The 16,929-nt window shown below is 69.7% G+C and carries 17 protein-coding genes; 14 read left to right on the top strand and 3 right to left on the bottom strand.

The window, feature by feature from the left end:
- Nucleotides 1–25: 25 nt before the first annotated feature.
- Together V7S47_RS18185 and V7S47_RS18180 are read left to right on the top strand one after the other, a co-directional pair.
- On the top strand, nt 26–742 hold the full coding sequence (locus V7S47_RS18185) for an HAD family hydrolase (RefSeq protein WP_336562981.1): 717 nt from the start codon (nt 26–28) through the stop codon (nt 740–742).
- Between the two features lie 625 nt (nt 743–1,367).
- Nucleotides 1,368–1,622 carry a hypothetical protein gene (locus V7S47_RS18180; protein ID WP_090856448.1) on the top strand — a complete coding sequence of 85 codons (255 nt, stop codon included), beginning with the start codon at nt 1,368–1,370 and terminating at the stop codon, nt 1,620–1,622.
- On the opposite strand, the gene V7S47_RS18175 is transcribed toward V7S47_RS18180, so the two are convergent.
- On the bottom strand, nt 1,613–2,479 hold the full coding sequence (locus tag V7S47_RS18175) for a RecB family exonuclease (protein ID WP_336562889.1): 867 nt from the start codon (nt 2,477–2,479) through the stop codon (nt 1,613–1,615). The genes V7S47_RS18180 and V7S47_RS18175 overlap by 10 nt on opposite strands.
- A gap of 61 nt (nt 2,480–2,540) precedes the next feature.
- On the opposite strand from V7S47_RS18175, the gene V7S47_RS18170 reads away from it, so the two are divergent.
- From V7S47_RS18170 to arc, 3 genes are all read left to right on the top strand, one after another.
- Nucleotides 2,541–3,671 (top strand): site-2 protease family protein, encoded by a 1,131-nt coding sequence (locus tag V7S47_RS18170; protein WP_336562888.1) that lies wholly within the window; start codon nt 2,541–2,543, stop codon nt 3,669–3,671.
- Nucleotides 3,672–3,682: 11 nt separating this feature from the next.
- Nucleotides 3,683–4,633 carry a tRNA (adenine-N1)-methyltransferase gene (locus V7S47_RS18165; protein WP_090856456.1) on the top strand — a complete coding sequence of 317 codons (951 nt, stop codon included), beginning with the start codon at nt 3,683–3,685 and terminating at the stop codon, nt 4,631–4,633.
- Nucleotides 4,634–4,824: 191 nt separating this feature from the next.
- Nucleotides 4,825–6,588, top strand: coding sequence for a proteasome ATPase (arc, locus tag V7S47_RS18160; protein WP_336562887.1), 1,764 nt, complete (start codon nt 4,825–4,827; stop codon nt 6,586–6,588).
- A gap of 40 nt (nt 6,589–6,628) precedes the next feature.
- Here arc and V7S47_RS18155 read toward each other — a convergent pair whose 3' ends face one another.
- Together V7S47_RS18155 and V7S47_RS18150 are read right to left on the bottom strand one after the other, a co-directional pair.
- Complete coding sequence (locus V7S47_RS18155; protein ID WP_336562886.1) at nt 6,629–7,108, bottom strand: aminoacyl-tRNA deacylase; 480 nt, start codon at nt 7,106–7,108, stop codon at nt 6,629–6,631.
- Between the two features lie 37 nt (nt 7,109–7,145).
- A complete protein-coding gene (locus V7S47_RS18150) occupies nt 7,146–7,631 on the bottom strand; it encodes a hypothetical protein (protein ID WP_336562885.1) in 486 nt (161 codons plus the stop codon).
- 62 nt (nt 7,632–7,693) lie between these two features.
- Here V7S47_RS18150 and dop point away from each other — a divergent pair, with 62 nt between their 5' ends.
- From dop to V7S47_RS18105, 9 genes are all read left to right on the top strand, one after another.
- Nucleotides 7,694–9,202, top strand: a complete 1,509-nt coding sequence (gene dop, locus V7S47_RS18145) for a depupylase/deamidase Dop (RefSeq protein WP_336562884.1) — start codon at nt 7,694–7,696, stop codon at nt 9,200–9,202.
- A gap of 17 nt (nt 9,203–9,219) precedes the next feature.
- Nucleotides 9,220–9,417 (top strand): ubiquitin-like protein Pup, encoded by a 198-nt coding sequence (locus tag V7S47_RS18140; RefSeq protein WP_090856471.1) that lies wholly within the window; start codon nt 9,220–9,222, stop codon nt 9,415–9,417.
- Complete coding sequence (gene prcB / locus V7S47_RS18135) at nt 9,414–10,286, top strand: proteasome subunit beta (RefSeq protein ID WP_336562882.1); 873 nt, start codon at nt 9,414–9,416, stop codon at nt 10,284–10,286. Before V7S47_RS18140 ends, prcB begins: the two co-directional genes overlap by 4 nt.
- Entirely contained in the window at nt 10,283–11,173 is an 891-nt protein-coding gene (gene prcA / locus V7S47_RS18130) for a proteasome subunit alpha (RefSeq protein ID WP_336562881.1), read from the top strand. The genes prcB and prcA overlap by 4 nt, the downstream gene beginning before the upstream one ends.
- A gap of 198 nt (nt 11,174–11,371) precedes the next feature.
- On the top strand, nt 11,372–12,352 hold the full coding sequence (locus tag V7S47_RS18125; protein ID WP_336562880.1) for a hypothetical protein: 981 nt from the start codon (nt 11,372–11,374) through the stop codon (nt 12,350–12,352).
- A 123-nt stretch (nt 12,353–12,475) separates the two neighbouring features.
- On the top strand, nt 12,476–13,837 hold the full coding sequence (gene pafA / locus V7S47_RS18120) for a Pup--protein ligase (protein WP_336562879.1): 1,362 nt from the start codon (nt 12,476–12,478) through the stop codon (nt 13,835–13,837).
- Nucleotides 13,838–14,007: 170 nt separating this feature from the next.
- Nucleotides 14,008–14,955 (top strand): FKBP-type peptidyl-prolyl cis-trans isomerase, encoded by a 948-nt coding sequence (locus V7S47_RS18115; RefSeq protein ID WP_336562877.1) that lies wholly within the window; start codon nt 14,008–14,010, stop codon nt 14,953–14,955.
- A 10-nt stretch (nt 14,956–14,965) separates the two neighbouring features.
- Nucleotides 14,966–15,940, top strand: a complete 975-nt coding sequence (locus V7S47_RS18110; protein ID WP_336562876.1) for a helix-turn-helix transcriptional regulator — start codon at nt 14,966–14,968, stop codon at nt 15,938–15,940.
- Nucleotides 15,937–16,917: a helix-turn-helix transcriptional regulator gene (locus V7S47_RS18105; RefSeq protein ID WP_336562875.1), complete on the top strand. Its 981-nt coding sequence runs from the start codon at nt 15,937–15,939 to the stop codon at nt 16,915–16,917. The genes V7S47_RS18110 and V7S47_RS18105 overlap by 4 nt, the downstream gene beginning before the upstream one ends.
- Nucleotides 16,918–16,929 lie beyond the last annotated feature (12 nt).

The following is a 16,929-nucleotide window of genomic DNA, read 5'->3' as shown; positions in this document are numbered from 1 at the left end:
CGCCACCGGGGCCGGGGGACGCCGTTTGGTCACAAACGGCAACCCCGACCGGTCCGGTTCTGCTGATTGGTCACAAACAGCAGAACCGGAGAACCTGCCGGCTGCGGTCCTCTGGGACATGGACGGCACCCTCGTCGACACCGAGCCGTACTGGATCGAGACGGAGTACGCCCTGGCGGCGGAGTACGGCGGCACCTGGTCCGAGGCGCACGCCATGAACCTGGTGGGCAGCGACCTGCTGGAGTCCGGCCGCTACATCCGCGAGCACATGCCGCTGCCTCTGGAGCCGGAGGAGATCGTCGAGCGACTGCTCGACGGCGTGGTGGCGCGGGTGAGCGACGAGGTGCCGTGGCGCCCGGGCGCGCGCGAGCTGCTGCTGACCCTGGGCGAGGCGGGCGTGCGCTGCGCGCTCGTGACGATGTCCTACGAACGGTTCGTGGCGCCGATCCTGGCCCAGCTGCCGCCCGAGACGTTCCGCGTGATCGTCACCGGCGACCAGGTCGAGTTTGGCAAGCCGCACCCCGAGCCCTACCTCACGGCTGCGGCGGCCCTCGGCGTACGTTCCGAGGACTGCGTCGCGATCGAGGACTCCAACACCGGCGCCAAGTCGGCCGAGGCGGCGGGCTGCACCGTCCTGGTCGTCGAGAACCACGTTCCGGTGCTCGACGGGCCGCGGCGGGTCTTCCGCGACTCGCTGGAGGGGCTGGCGGCCGCCGACCTGGGCCGCCTCCGGCTTCCCTGAGCGGGGCCCGACCAGCCTCGCGCCCACCGCGACGAGACCGGCCAGGAGCGCGACGAGACCGAGGGCCAGGGGTACGGCGAACAGGAGGACCGGTCCCGGGAGCAGCGGCCGCTGCTCCACGTGCAGGTCACCTTCTTACGACGTCCGCTCCCACCGGACGCTCACTCGCCCGGGACTGGTCAAGGCCGTCTGGGCGACGTACGGCATGGATCCACCGGGCGCGCCCACCCGTCCACGGGCCGCAGAGCGAGGTCGGCTCCGAAGCGGCATCCCGTACGCCGCAGTCCGCGCGGGCGTTCCTGGCCCACTCCCAGACGAGGACGGTCGCGCCGCGGGGGAGTTCGACCTCGTGCTTCCGACCGTCGAAGGCGACCGACGAGCCGTCGACTCAGTCGTCGTACCCGCCGATGGTGGTCAGGACGACGAGCAACGCGGCCAGGATCGCCGCGACGTGGGACAGCACGAGCGTGCCGAACGAGTACCTGCGGAGCCGACGCACCCGTGGCTCCTCTCAGAGCCCCAGGCTGCGCGCGGTGTCCTCGATCGTGTCGGCGACCGGTCGCGGGTCGAAGCCCGGCTCCAGCGCCTGAGGTCAAGGCGCCCGGATCCGGGGAAGGGTGGGCCCATGAGCACCTACGAGTCGGTCCCGAGCACCCCGCCGCAGCCCGCCTGCCCGGCCTGCGGGGCCGAGACGTTCCACCCCGGGTTCGTCGAGGACGCCGGCCAGGCGTCGCAGGGCTACGCCCGCTGGATCCCCGGGCCGTTGGAGCGCGGCATCTTCGGCGGAGCGCGGGTGATGGGCAAGCAGCGCTTCATGATCGAGGCGGACCGCTGCGAGCGGTGCGGCTACCTGATGCTCTTCGCCCGCACTCAGGTCTGAGCCTGCTCCTCGGGGCGTGGGAGCGGCGGGGGCGTGCCCCCGAACTCGGGACAGATCGCCTGATGGGCGCACCACCCGCACAACCGGCTGCGGTGCGGCAGCCACTCCCCGGTCTCCTGCGCGGTGCGGATGGCCCGCCAGATTGCCTCGACCTTCCGCTCGGTCGCACGGAGGTCCTGCTCGTCGGGGACGTAGCGGATGATTTCGCCGTCGCCGAGGTAGAGCAGCTGCAGCATCGCCGGCACCACGCCGCGGGTGCGCCACACGACGAGCGCGTAGAAGCGCATCTGGAAGAGCGCTTTGGCCTCGAAGCCCGGCCCCGGAGCCCGGCCCGTCTTGTAGTCGACCAGGCGTACGGCGCCGTCGGGCGCGACGTCGATCCGGTCGACGAATCCGCGCAGCAACAGCTTCGAGTCGAGCACGCTCTCGACGTAGACCTCGCGCTCCGCCGGCTCGAGCCGCTGGGGGTCCTCCAGGGTGAAGTAGCGCTCCAGGACGGTCCGGCACGACGTCAGCCAGCTCGTCACGTCGGCGCCCTCGTCGCCGAACATCGACGCGACGTTGGGCTCGGCCTCGACGATCCGCTCCCAGGTCGGCACCAGCATCTCGCCGGCCGCCTCCGGCGTACGGCGTTCCGCAGGCAGGTCGAAGAGGTCCTCGAGGACCTGGTGGACGAGGGTGCCGCGGACGGCGTCGACCGAGTACGGCTCGGGCAGCCGGTCGACCGTGCGGTAGCGGTAGAGCAGGGGACAGGTGAGGAAGTCGCCGGCCCGGCTGGGCGAGAGCGCGCCCAGGACGTCGACGCCGTCGACCGGCGTCGAGACCCGCTCGGCCGGGGACTCCTGCTCCACGCTCATCTGCGGAACCCTAGGCGACACCACGGACAGTCCCGGGCCACCGGTCGGATAGCCTCATCAGGTGTCGGACCAGCAGCCGCGCCCGCCCGGGACGTTCAAGATCGGGACCATCGCCGGCAGCGACGTCCTGGTCACCTCGTCCTGGTTCCTGGTCGCCGGGCTGATCGCCTTCATCATGGCGCCGCGGGTCGAGCAGGTCTCCCCGGGCCTAGGCGCCGGCAAGTACGTCGCCGGCTTCGCCTTCGCGGTGATCCTCTACCTCTCGGTCCTGCTGCACGAGGCCTCGCACGCCGTCGTGGCACGCCGGCTGGGATTCCCGGTCACCTCCATCACCTTGCACTTCCTCGGCGGCATGACCGCCGTCGAGGGCGAGTCGAGGGCCCCGCGGCAGGAGTTCTGGATCGCGGTGGTGGGTCCTTTGACCTCGCTCGCCGTCGGCGGGGCCGCCTTCCTCGTCCTCTTCACCGAGCCCGAGGGGCTGATCCTCCTGGGGCTGCAGGGCCTCGCCGGTGCCAATCTCCTGGTGGGCGTGCTCAACCTGGTGCCCGGCCTGCCCCTCGACGGCGGTCGGGTCCTCAAGGCGCTCGTGTGGGGAGCGACCGGCGACCAGCACCGCGGCACGCTCGTCGCGGGCTGGGGCGGCCGGGTCACCGCCGTCGCGGCCCTGGCCTACCCGCTGCTGCAGGAGCCCCTGTTCGGCGTCGCCCCCGACTTCCTCGACTTCGCACTCGCCCTGATCGTCGCCATGTTCCTGTGGTCCGGTGCCACCGCGGCGATCACCAGCGCCAAGGTCCGCCGCCGCCTCCCGGCGCTGGTGGCCCGCGACCTCGCCCGCCGTACCCTCGCCGTCTCGCCAGACCTCCCGCTCGCCGAGGCCGTGCGGCGCGCGCAGGACGCCCAGGCCGGCGGGATCGTGACGGTCACCGCCTCCGGGGAGGCCGTCGGCCTGGTCAACGAGGCCGCCCTGCTCGCCACGCCCGAGGACCGCCGGCCGTGGATCCCCGTGTCGTCGGTCGCCAGGACCCTGGACCCCGGGCTGCGGCTGCCCGTCGGGATCGGCGGCGAGGCGCTGGTGACGGCCATCAACCGGACCCCCGCCGCCGAGTACCTCCTGGTCGAGGACGACGGCAGCGTGTACGGCGTCCTCGCAACCTCCGACGTCGATCGGGCGTTCCGCGAGGCGGCGCACTAGTCTTCTCCGTCGTGTCCGAGCCTGCTGATCCCGACGTTTCCCCCGACGCCTGGTCGGGCGTCCACCGCGGCCCCCTCCGGGTCGGTGAGTGGGTGCGCCTGGTCGACCAGAAGGGCCGGCGCCACAACTTCGAGCTCGTCCCGGGCAAGCGGTTCTTCTCGAACCGCGGCCACCTCGAGCACGACGACATCATCGGCCGTGAGGAGGGCTTCACCCTGGTCTCGTCGGCCGGTGGCGAGTACCTCATCTTCCGGCCGCTGCTGTCCGAGTTCGTGGTCTCGATGCCCCGTGGCGCGGCCGTGGTCTACCCCAAGGACGCGGCCCAGATCGTGGCCATGGCCGACATCTTCCCCGGCGCCCACGTGGTGGAGGCCGGCGTCGGGTCCGGTGCACTGACCTGCTCGCTGCTGCGCGCGGTCGGCCCGTTCGGCCGCGTGTCGTCGTACGAGCGTCGCGAGGAGTTCGCCGACGTCGCCCGCAAGAACGTCACCCAGTTCTTCGGCGGCGACCACCCGGCCTGGGACCTCACCCTCGGCGACCTGGCCGAGGCGCTGCCCGCCTCGGGGGAGCGGGTCGACCGGATCATCCTCGACATGCTCGCCCCCTGGGAGTGCCTCGACGCCGCCGCCGACGCGCTGCGCCCCGGGGGCATCGTGTGCGCCTACGTCGCCACCACGACCCAGCTCTCGCGCTTCGTCGAGACCGTGCGCCTGCACGGAGGATTCACCGAGCCCCAGCCGTGGGAGTCGCTCGTGCGCGACTGGCACGTCGAGGGGCTGGCCGTTCGGCCCGGGCACAAGATGATCGGCCACACCGCGTTCCTCGTCACCGCCCGTCGGATGGCGCCCGGCCAGCGACCGCCGCTGAAGAAGCGCCGTCCGGCCCCTGGTGCCTACGGTCCCGACTACACCGGCCCGAAGCCGCCCGGTGTGCCCGAGGACGAGCCGACTGCCGAGGGCTGAGGCCGCCTCTGGTCCGGTGCTGCTGTTTGTGACCAATCAGCATTCCCACGTCCGTCCGCCGTGCCGAATGTGACCAATCAGCACGAAGGGTCGATCCGAGCCGGTGCCAAATCGTGACCTACACCGCGGACAGTCCCCTTCCGTTGTCCCCGCCCGCAGGTAGGGTCGCAGGACACAGGAGGTGCGCTGACATGACTGCAGACGGCCCGTTCGGGACAGAGTCCAACTCCGGTGGCGCGAGCGCTGAGGAGCTCCTCAACCAGGTGCGGTTCCTGGAGGCCGAGGTAGGCGATCTTCGCCGTCGGCTCTCCGACGGCCCCGGCGGATCGCGCGGCCTAGAGCTCCGCCTGGCGGACGCGCAGCGGTCCCTCGCGGCGGTGACGAGCCAGAACGAACGGCTCGCCCAGACATTGCGCGAGGCCCGTGACCAGATCATGAAGCTGAAGGAGGAGGTCGACCGCCTGGCGCAGCCGCCGGCGGGCTTCGGCACCTTCCTGCAGCGCAACGAGGACGACTCGGTCGACGTGTTCACCGGGGGGCGCAAGCTCCGGGTCAACGTCAGCCCCAGCGTCGAGCTCGACGCCCTGCGCCGGGGGCAGGAGGTGATGCTCAACGAGGCGCTCAACGTCGTCGCCGCCCTCGACTACGAGGAGGTCGGCGAGGTGGTGATGTTCAAGGAGCTGCTCGCCGACGGCCAGCGGGCCCTGGTCATCGCGAACGCCGACGAGGAGCGCGTCGTACGCCTCGCGGAGCCGCTGCGCACCGACACCATCCGGGCCGGCGACTCGCTGCTGCTCGACTCGCGGGCCGGCTACGTCTACGAGAAGGTGCCGAAGTCGGAGGTCGAGGAGCTGGTCCTCGAGGAGGTCCCCGACATCGCCTACGAGTCGATCGGCGGTCTGCGCGGCCAGATCGAGCAGATCCAGGACGCGGTCGAGCTTCCCTACCTGCACCCCGAGCTGTTCAAGGAGCACGAGCTGAAGCCGCCGAAGGGCGTCCTGCTCTACGGTCCTCCCGGCTGCGGCAAGACCCTGATCGCCAAGGCCGTCGCGAACAGCCTGGCCAAAAAGGTCGCGGCCAAGACCGGCCAGGAGGGAAAGTCGTACTTCCTCAACATCAAGGGCCCCGAGCTGCTCAACAAGTACGTCGGCGAGACCGAGCGGCACATCCGCCTGGTCTTCCAGCGGGCCCGTGAGAAGGCGAGCAGCGGCACCCCGGTGATCGTGTTCTTCGACGAGATGGACTCCCTGTTCCGCACGCGCGGCTCCGGGGTCTCCTCGGACGTCGAGAACACCATCGTCCCCCAGCTGCTCAGCGAGATCGACGGCGTCGAGCTGCTGGAGAACGTGCTGGTCATCGGTGCCTCCAACCGCGAGGACATGATCGATCCCGCGATCCTGCGGCCCGGCCGCCTCGACGTGAAGATCAAGATCGAGCGCCCCGACGCGGAGTCGGCACGCGACATCTTCAGCAAGTACCTCACGACCTCGCTGCCGCTCCACGCCGACGACCTCGCCGAGTTCGGTCACGACCGAGACGCCACCGTGGCGGGGATGATCCGGGCCACGGTCGAGCGGATGTACACCGAGACCGAGGAGAACCGCTTCCTGGAGGTCACCTACGCCAACGGTGACAAGGAGGTCCTGTACTTCAAGGACTTCAACTCGGGCGCGATGATCCAGAACATCGTCGACCGGGCCAAGAAGATGGCCATCAAGGACTTCCTCGACCACGACCAGCGCGGCCTGAGAGTCGCCCACCTGCTGCAGGCGTGCGTCGACGAGTTCAAGGAGAACGAGGACCTCCCGAACACCACCAACCCGGACGACTGGGCCCGCATCTCCGGCAAGAAGGGCGAGCGGATCGTCTTCATCCGCACGCTCATCACCGGCAAGCAGGGCACCGAGCCGGGCCGGTCGATCGACACGGTCTCCAACACGGGTCAGTACCTCTAGCCGGACGACCGACCCGCCGTACGACGGAGCCCGCCACCGATCAGGTGGCGGGCTCCGTCACGTCAGCGACCGTGGCGTCCAGCGCCGCGAGCAGGTCGGCGGCATCGACAGTGAGCCCGACCCCGTGCGCGCCGGCACCGATCGAGACCGGCCCGGCGATCGACGCGTCGGCGATCACCGGCAGCGCCGACCGGCTACCCAGCGGCGTGATCGTCCCGCGCACGTAGCCGGTCACCTCGTGCGCCGCCTCCGCGCTCGGCATCGACAGGCGGTTGACGCCCAGCAGAGCCCGCAGCTTGGGCCAGGCGATCTCGCGGTCCCCGGGCACCAGGACGAACCGGTGGTCGCCGTCGGCCACCCGCACGACCATGGTCTTCAGCAGCTGGTGCGGAGAGATCCCGCGAGCCGCGGCTGCCTCCGCCAGGGATCGGACCGCGCCGTGGGCGGTGACCTCGTAGGTCAGTCCGAGCGCGTCCGCCGCGGTGGTGGCCCGTGCTGATTGTGACCAATCGGCATTCACGGGGCGGCCGACCGTGACGTTTGTGACCAATCAGCATTCACGAAGCCAGCCTAGGCGAGGCGAACCTCCGCCGGATCCGGAACCCGAGCGCGACCAAGCCGAGCCCGACCAGCACCGCGCCGCCGATCCGGAACCACCACACGGCCGCCGACTGCCGATCCTGGCTGGCGAGCCACTCGTCGGTGTTGTTGTGGACGTCGCCGGGCCGCGAAGCGTCGTAGAGGAGGGCAAGGGTGTCAGGCACGGCGTCCTCGTCGCACTGGTCGTACTCGCGGTGCGTGTAGTCCTGGCCGGCGACCCGGTAGGCGTAGACGCCGCACACCACGGTGTACGTCGACCGGTTCCGTCGGCCTCCACGGGTCCTCTCCCGCTCGAAGGTGTCGACCAGCGCCCCGGTGGTCTCGACGCCGCCGGAGTCCCGCAGAGCGCGCACCTCGGCGGCCTGCTCGTCGTACCCGATCGACGCCGTGAGCTCCGATGCTCCCAGCAGCAGCGCGCCCAGGACCAGGAGCTTCAACCACATGGCGGCGGTCCTACCCGCGGGATGCCTCGGCCAACCGGTCGCGGGCACGTAGTCTCACCATCATGAGTGTGCGCCGCGTCATGGGGACGGAGGTCGAGTACGGCATCACCGTGCAGGGCCAGCCGCTGGCGAACCCGATGGTGGCCTCGTCGCAGGTCGTGAACGCCTATGCGTCCGCGACCGTCCGGGCCCGCCGCGCCCGATGGGACTTCGAGGAGGAGTCGCCGCTGCGCGACGCCCGCGGCTTCGACATGGCCCGCCAGGTCGCCGATCCGAGCCAGCTCACCGACGAGGACCTCGGCCTGGCCAACGTCATTCTCACCAACGGTGCCCGCCTGTACGTCGACCACGCGCACCCGGAGTACTCCACGCCCGAGGTCACCACGCCCCTCGACATCGTGCGATGGGACAAGGCGGGGGAGCAGGTCATGCTCGACGCCCAGCGCCGGGCCGCCCAGCTGCCCGGCGGCGCGCCGATCCTGATGTACAAGAACAACACCGACAACAAGGGCGCCTCCTACGGCTCCCACGAGAACTACCTGATGCGCCGCTCGACGCCGTTCGCCGAGATCGTCAGGCACCTGACGCCGTTTTTCGTCTCCCGCCAGGTCGTGACGGGGTCGGGCCGGGTCGGCATCGGTCAGGACGGCCGTGGGCACGGATTCCAGCTCAGTCAGCGGGCCGACTACTTCGAGGTCGAGGTCGGTCTGGAGACGACGCTCAAGCGCCCGATCATCAACACTCGCGACGAGCCGCACGCGGACCCCGAGAAGTACCGCCGGCTGCACGTCATCATCGGCGACGCCAACCTCGCCGAGGTGTCGACGTACCTGAAGGTCGGCACCACATCCCTCGTGCTGGCGATGATCGAGGACCGGTTCATCTCGGTCGACCTGTCCGTCGACGGTCCGGTCTCGGCGCTGCGGGCGGTCTCGCACGACCCGTCCCTGCGCGAGACGGTGACGCTCCAGGACGGCCGCAAGCTGACCGCCGTCCAGCTGCAGCTGGAGTACCTCGACCTGGCCAAGAAGTACGTCGAGGACCGGTACGGCGCCGACGCCGACGCGCAGACCGTCGACGTACTGACCCGCTGGGAGTCGGTCCTGGACCGGTTGGAGCGCGACCCGATGTCGCTGGCCCGCGAGCTGGACTGGGTCGCGAAGCTGAACCTGCTCCAGCAGTACCGCGACCGCGACGGCCTCGACTGGGACGACGCGAAGCTGCAGATGATCGACGTGCAGTACTCCGACATCCGCCCCGAGAAGGGCCTCTACAACAAGCTCGTGGCCAGCGGCCGGATCGAGCGACTGCTCGACGATGCCTCCGTGACCGCGGCGATGCACGACCCGCCCACCGACACCCGGGCGTACTTCCGCGGCCGGTGCCTGGAGAAGTACGCCGAGCACGTCGCCGCCGCGTCGTGGGACTCGGTGATCTTCGACCTGCCCGGTCGCGAGTCCCTGCAGCGGGTGCCCACCATCGACCCGCTGCGCGGCAGCAAGGCGCACGTCGGCGAGCTCCTCGACCGCAGTGAGACGGCCGAGGAGTTGTTCACCGCTCTCACCCGCTGAGTGGATAGGGTCGAGTCATGGCACAGGAGCAGAAGCAACCGCGCAAGAACTCCGAGACCGAGGAGGTCGTGGAGACGGCCCCCGAGACCGACGTGGCCGAGCGCAAGGAGGCGCTCGACAACGACGTCGACGACCTGCTCGACGAGATCGACGACGTCCTCGAGACCAACGCCGAGGACTTCGTGAAGTCGTTCATCCAGAAGGGCGGCCAGTGACGGATCCGCGCCTGCCCGCCGCCTACCTGCGGCCGGGCGTCTCGTCCTTCGCCGACTTCGTCTCCGACCAGGCCCCCGACCTGCTCCCGGGCCGGCGCGCGGTGCCGCAGGGCAACGCCGGCGACCTCGCCCCGCACGGCACGACCATCGTCGCGGCGACCTTCGCGGGCGGCGTCGTACTCGCCGGGGACCGACGGGCCACGATGGGCAACATCATCGCCCAGCGCGACATCGAGAAGGTGTTCCCGGCCGACGAGTTCTCCGCCGTCGGCATCGCCGGCACCGCCGGTCTGGCGATCGAGATGGTCCGGCTGTTCCAGACCGAGCTCGAGCACTACGAGAAGATCGAGGGCACCACGCTCTCCTTCGACGGCAAGGCCAACCGGCTCGCCGCGCTGATCCGCGGCAATCTCGGGATGGCCATGCAGGGGCTGGCCGTCGTCCCCCTATTCGTCGGTTATGACCTGAAGACCGGTCACGGGCGGATCTTCAGCTACGACGTGACCGGTGGGCGCTACGAGGAGTACGGCTTCCACTCTGTCGGCTCCGGTTCGCTGTTCGCGCGCGGTGCGCTGAAGAAGCTCTACCGCGAGGACCTCTCCGAGGCTGACTGTGTGATGACGGTCGTCCAGGCCCTGTACGACGCCGCCGACGACGACTCCGCCACCGGAGGGCCCGACGTGGCCCGACGGATCTTCCCGGTGGTGCAGGTCATCACCGCCGAGGGTGGCCACCGACTTCCGGACGCCGAGGTCGCGGAGGTCGCCGACCGGATGATCGCGGCGCGGATGTCCGCACCCAACGGCCCGCGGGCCGAGCTCCCCGGTGTCTCGACAAGCTCGACAACCGAAAGGCCCCAGTCCGGATGAGCATGCCGTTCTACGTCTCGCCCGAGCAGCTGATGAAGGACCGGGCCGACTTCGCCCGCAAGGGCATCGCACGCGGTCGTTCGGTCGTTGCCGTCCAGTACACCGACGGCATCCTGTTCGCCTCCGAGAACCCTTCCCAGGCGCTGCACAAGGTCTCCGAGATCTACGACCGGATCGCCTTCGCCGCCGTCGGGCGCTACAACGAGTTCGAGAACCTGCGCATCGCCGGCGTACGCCTCGCCGACATGCGCGGCTACGCGTACGACCGCCGCGACGTCACCGGCCGCGGGCTCGCCAACGCCTACGCCCAGACGCTCGGCACGATCTTCTCCAGCGGCGGCGAGAAGCCGTACGAGGTCGAGATCTTCGTCGGCGAGATCGGCGACGCCCCGGAGGAGGACCAGATCTTCCGCCTGACGTACGACGGCCAGGTCGCCGACGTGCATCAGTACGCCGTGATGGGCGGAGCCGCGGACTCCGTGTCGGCCTACCTGAGGGAGCGTTATACCGCCGGCGCCTCCTTGGAGGGTGCCCTGCGGCTCGCCGTCGGCGCGCTCGGCCACACCGACGCCGAGGACCGGGTGATCCCTGTCCGCGACCTCGAGGTCGCCGTGCTCGACCGGACCCGCACCCGGCCTCGCAAGTTCCTGCGCCTGATGCCCGCCCGCCTGGAGACCCTCCTCGGCGGCCGGGGGCCCGAGGTCGCCTCGCCCCCCGCCGCGGGCGACACCGATCCCGGCGCCGCCTCCTCGGGCGTCCGCGTCGACAACCCCGCCGACCCCACCGACCAGACCAGCGGTCACATCGCACCGCTAGAGGACCCCGTCACCGGTGAGCCACCTATCGCTCCGCCGGACGCCGGCTCGGATGGTGGGCGCCCGCTCTGACCGGGTGACCCGCCGATGCTGATTGGTCACAGTCGGCAAGACCTCGTGGGCACGAGGTGATGATTGTGACCAATCAGCGCATCGGTCAGCAGCGCGACTGACCACAAAGGATCCACAAGCAAGCGTCCGGCACCCTCCTCCACAAGCGAGTTCGAGTGCGCTGCCACGATGTCGGAGTCGTTGCGGACGCTGGCTCACATGTCAGAGGCCACCAAGGCGTTCGCACCCCGCGACGGCGAGATGCCGATCCGCGGCAACGTGCGCGCCCGCGGCCACGACCGGGTCTCGCACGGCCTCTTCCTTCCTGACTCGGAGGACGACGACCCGGTCCACCGTTGGCACCGGGAGCTACACGCTTGGCTGCAGGTCCTGCCGGAGTCTGCCGTCTTCACACATCTGACAGCGGTCAGGCTGTACGGATGGGATCAACCCAAGCTGCCGGAGCAGATCCCTGTTTGGGTTGCGGTCAATGTCCACGATCGCCGCCCACGACGCGAGGGGCTGATCTGCTCGCGACTCACCCGCGAACCTGGCAAGAACGTGCGGCAAGGCTTCCCGGTGGAGGACCCGGAGGAGGTCCTGCTTCGGGTCGCACGCGACCTGGGCGTGCTCGATCTGGTCATCCTGATCGACTCGGCCCTCCGGAAGGGCGACATCGATCTCGGTCGACTTGCGGTCATGCTGAAGTCCGGGCGTCCCGGGGTGCGAGTCCTCGCAGCCGCCTACGAGCTGTCGCATGCCAAGCGCGAATCCGCGATGGAGAGTGTTCTCGGGGTGTTCCACGCGGCCATGGACATCCCGGTCGAACCACAAGTCGAACTCTTCGACGACAGCGGGAACTTGATCGGACGCGGTGACTTCCTCGTCACAGGGACCCATTACGTCCATGAGTACGACGGGGGAGTGCACCGCGATAAGAAGGAGCACCGCAAGGATCTGCGCCGAGAGCGCGGGTGGAGCGACACGCCATACCGACGCAAGGGATTCAGCCTGGATGACCTGCTCAACCACGCCGTGGTCGTGATGCACGAGATGGACCGTGCTCTCGGCCGGCACCACGTTGAGTCCCGTATCAGGCGCTGGCGCACCCTCGTCCGAGAGTCGCTGTACGACGAGGTCGGCCGCAGACGGATCGTCAATCGATGGCGTCGCGCGATGGGCGTTGTCCAGTGGGTCTGACCTGAAGATCAAGCGAGTCTGACTGCGGTGCTGATTGTGACCAATCAGCACCGATCAAGCGCACCCGGCAACCCGAGACGGTTTCGCCGCCCGAACCGACCACCTGCGCCGTAGTGTGCACTTATGGACCGTCGGATCTTCGGGATCGAGAACGAGTACGGCGTCACGTGCACGTTCAAGGGCCAGCGGCGCCTGAGTCCTGACGAGGTCGCCCGGTACCTCTTCCGCAAGGTGGTCAGCTGGGGGCGCAGCAGCAACGTGTTCCTGCGCAATGGCGCGCGGCTCTACCTCGACGTAGGCAGCCACCCCGAGTACGCGACGCCGGAGTGCGACGACATCACTGAGCTGGTCACCCACGACAAGGCGGGGGAGCGGGTTCTCGAGGGGCTCCTGCTTGACGCCGAGCAACGTCTGCACGACGAAGGCATCGCGGGTGAGATCTACCTGTTCAAGAACAACACCGACTCGGCCGGCAACTCGTATGGGTGCCACGAGAACTATCTGGTCGGACGGGCCGGCGAGTTCAGCCGCCTCGCTGACATCCTGATCCCGTTCCTCGTGACCCGTCAGATCATCGTGGGCGCCGGCAAGATCACGCAGACCCCACGGGGTGCGTCGTACTCGGTCTCCCAGCGCGCCGAGCACATCTGGGAGGGCGTCAGCAGCGCGACCACGCGCAGCCGGCCGATCATCAACACCCGCGACGAGCCGCACGCGGACGCAGAGAAGTACCGCCGTCTGCACGTCATCGTCGGTGACTCGAACATGAGTGAGACGACGACGATGCTGAAGGTCGCGAGCTGCGACCTGGTCCTGCGGATGATCGAGGAGGGCGTGGTCATGCGCGACCTCACGATGGAAAACCCGATCCGGGCGATCCGCGAGATCTCGCACGACGTGACGGGTCGCCGCAAGGTGCGCCTCGCCAACGGTCGCGAGGCGAGCGCGCTCGACATCCAGCAGGAGTACCTCTCGAAGGCACGCGACTTCGTCGACCGCCGCGGCATCAGCACCCCCACCATCGAGGCGGCACTCGACCTCTGGGAGCGCGGGCTGAAGGCCGTCGAGTCCGATGATCTCGGGCTGGTGGACACCGAGATCGACTGGGTCATCAAGTGGAAGCTGATCGAGGCGTACCGGGCCAAGCACGGATTGCCCCTCGGACACGCCCGCATCGCGCAGCTCGACCTCGCCTATCACGACATCCACCGAGGCCGGGGCCTTTACTACCTGCTCGAGAAGCGCGGCCGGGTCGCCCGCGTGACCACCGACCTCAAGATCTTCGAGGCCAAGTCGGTGCCGCCCCAGACCACCCGCGCGCGCCTTCGCGGTGAGTTCATCCGCAAGGCCCAGGAGCGCCGCCGTGACTTCACCGTCGACTGGGTCCACCTGAAGCTGAACGACCAGGCTCAGCGCACCGTGCTCTGCAAGGACCCGTTCCGAGCCCATGACGAGCGGGTCCAGCGGCTCATCGATGGGATGTGAGTCAGTCCACGCCGTTTGTGACCAATCAGCGTCGCGAAGGTCGTCGACTTCGCCGTTTGTGACCAATCAGCATCGACGGATGACCACCTGGGGATGCACTGAGCAACTTCTCAGGCAGGCCCGTTAAGGTTTGGCGCGCAACGTCACGCTCACGCCCGAAGGTTGGACTCGTGCTCTCTCGCCTGCATCGGCCACTGGCCGCCCTGCTCCCCGTGCTCTTCCTCGGCCTCGCCGCCTGCGGCAGCGACGACGGAGTGCGCCCCACCGACATCGAAGGCCCCTCGGGCTTCGACGCGGTCGAGATCTCGGGAGAGCAGGGTGTGGTGCCCGAGGTGACCTGGAAGGGTCAGATGGAGGCCGACAAGCTGGAGGTCGAGACCCTCGTCAAGGGGGAGGGCGAGCCGGTTGCCGAGGGCGACTCGGTGTCGACGAACCTGTGGGTCGGCAACGGCTTCAGCAAGGCCGAGGTCTACACGACGTACGGCGACGAGGGTGGCGGCGCCCAGGAGATCACGGTCGCGAAGGACCAGGTGGCGCCGATCTTCCTGAAGGCGCTCGAGGGCCAGACCAAGGGCTCGCGGGTCGCGGTGGTCGGGTCGGCAGAGAAGGCCTTCGGGCCGGAGGGCCAGGTCGCGCTCGGCATCGGAGACGGTGACACGGTGCTGCTGATCGCCGACCTGATGCCCGACCCGGAGCCGGTGAAGCCGAAGCGGGTCAAGCAGTCGGAGCTGCCGTCGGTCGTGGAGAAGGACGGCAAGGTTACCCGCCTGCGGTTCGGTGACCTGAAGAAGCCGGCCGCCGACGGCGAGCTGCTCCGCGCGATCGTCAAGCAGGGTGACGGCGCGGTCGTCACCGAGGACATGACGGTCACGGCCAACTACCTCGGCCAGGTCTACGGCGCCAAGAAGCCCTTCGACGAGAGCTACTCGAAGGAGCCCGTGCCGTTCTCCCTGCAGGAGGTCGTCAAGGGGTGGACCTACGGCCTGTCGGGTCTGAAGGTCGGGACCCGGGTGCTGCTGCAGATCCCGCCGGACCTCGGGTACGGCGCGCAGGAGCAGGAGAACATCCCGGCGAACAGCACCCTCTACTTCGTCGTCGACATCATCTCGGCCGAGTGACCTCCTCCCCGTGACGGTCCGCAAGAGCGAGCGCCTGCTCAACCTGCTGATCATGTTGCTCGTCCAGCGGCACTTCGTGGCCAAGGACCGCATCCGCTCGATCCTCTACCCGGGCTCCTCGGACGAGGCCTTCGAGAAGATGTTCGAGCGCGACAAGGAGGAGCTGCGCAGCCTGGGCGTCCCGATCGAGGTGGGCCACATGGACGCCTACTTCGACGACGAGCCGGGCTACCGGATCAGTGCGGACCAGTTCGCCCTCCCGGCGATCGACCTCCTGGCCGACGAGGCGGCCGTGATCGGCCTGGCCACACGGGTCTGGCAGCACGCCAAGCTCGCGGAGGCCACGACCGAGGCGGTCCGCAAGCTCACTGCTCTCGGGGTCGACGTCGACACCAGCGCGCTGGACATCGTCGAACCGCGGCTGAGCGCCGACGAGCCGTCCTTCGACGTGTTCTGGGAGGCGACCCAGGAGCGCGTACCCGTCGACTTCGAGTACGCCCGCCCCGGCCAGGAGACCGGGACCACCCGCCACCTACAGCCGTGGGGCGTCGCCCGGTACGCCGGCCGCTGGTACGTCGTCGGCTTCGACACCGACCGCGGTGCCGAGCGGGTCTTCCGCCTCTCGCGGGTCCAGGGGGATGCCCGCCGCGCAGGTGAGCCCGGCTCGTACGACGTTCCGCCCGGCACCGACGTCCGCGAGGTCGCCCGACGGCTGGCGCCGGCGCCCACGATCGAGCGAGCGACCCTCCTGGTGCGTGCCGGGGCTGGGCTGACCCTGCGCCGCGGCGCCGACAGTGTCGACGCCGGGGTCCCGGGGCCGGACGAGCGCACCGGCTGGGACCGGGTCGTGGTGACCCGGGGCCGGCTGGGCCTGGCCGACGAGGTTCTCGGGTACGGCGCCGACGTCTACGTCGAGGGCCCTCCCGAGCTGCGCGAGACCGTGGTGTCCCGCCTGCGGAGCGCGCTCGAGCGGGTCGCCTCGTGAGCGCGTCCCAGGGAGCCAAGGACCAGGTCGGCCGGCTGCTGACCCTGGTGCCCTACCTCAACGCCCGCGGCGCCGTACCCCTGCAGGATGCGGCGCGCGACCTCGGTGTCACTCCCCGCCAGCTCCTGTCGGACCTGAAGGTGCTGCTGATGTGCGGGCTGCCGGGCGGCTACCCCGACGACCTGATCGACGTCGACCTCGACGCACTCCAGGATCCTGACGGCGACGGCGTCATCCGGGTGTCGAACGCCGACTACCTCGCCCGCCCGTTGCGCCTCACACCGACGGAGGCGACCGCGGTGATCGTGGCGCTCCGGGCCCTCCGCAACGGTTCCGGCCCCGAGACCCGGGAGGTCGTCGACCGGGCCCTGGCCAAGCTGGAGACCGCTGCCGCCGAGGGCAGCGAGGCACCCCGCATCGATCCCGGCGCGGAGGTCGACGCCGACCTCGCCCTGCTCGCCACGCGGCTGCAGGACGCCGCCGATCGGCAGCGGCAGGTGCTGCTCACCTACTACGTGCCGTCTCGCGACGAGGAGTCCGAGCGCCGGGTCGATCCGCGCGGTTTGGTCACAAACAGCGGATTCACCTACCTGGACGCCTGGTGCCACAGCGCCGAGGCACCTCGGCTGTTCCGGCTCGACCGGATCCACCGGGCCGAGGTGCTGGATGAGCCGATCCGCACCGAGCCGGAGGCTCCGCGGGACCTGGCGGACGGCCTGTTCGCCCGCTCCGACGAGACCACCCGGGTGACGTTGCTGCTCGATCCGCCCGCCCGCTGGGTGGTCGAGTACTACCCGGTCGAGGACGCCCGCCCGCAGGACGACGGGAGCACCGAGGTCGACCTGCTCGTGGCCGATCGACGTTGGCTCGACCGGCTCCTGCTCAGATTGGCCCCGCACGCGTCGATCGTCCGACCGGACGATCTGGCCGGCTCGTTCACATCCGCGGCACAGGCCACGCTGCGGCTCTACTCATGACCCGGAGTACGC

The organism is Nocardioides sp. CCNWLW216 (assembly GCF_037120545.1).
Lineage (GTDB): Bacteria > Actinomycetota > Actinomycetes > Propionibacteriales > Nocardioidaceae > Nocardioides > Nocardioides lianchengensis.
The sequence above is the reverse complement of the archived record's forward strand: the minus strand, read 5'-3'. Positions and strand labels throughout refer to the sequence as shown.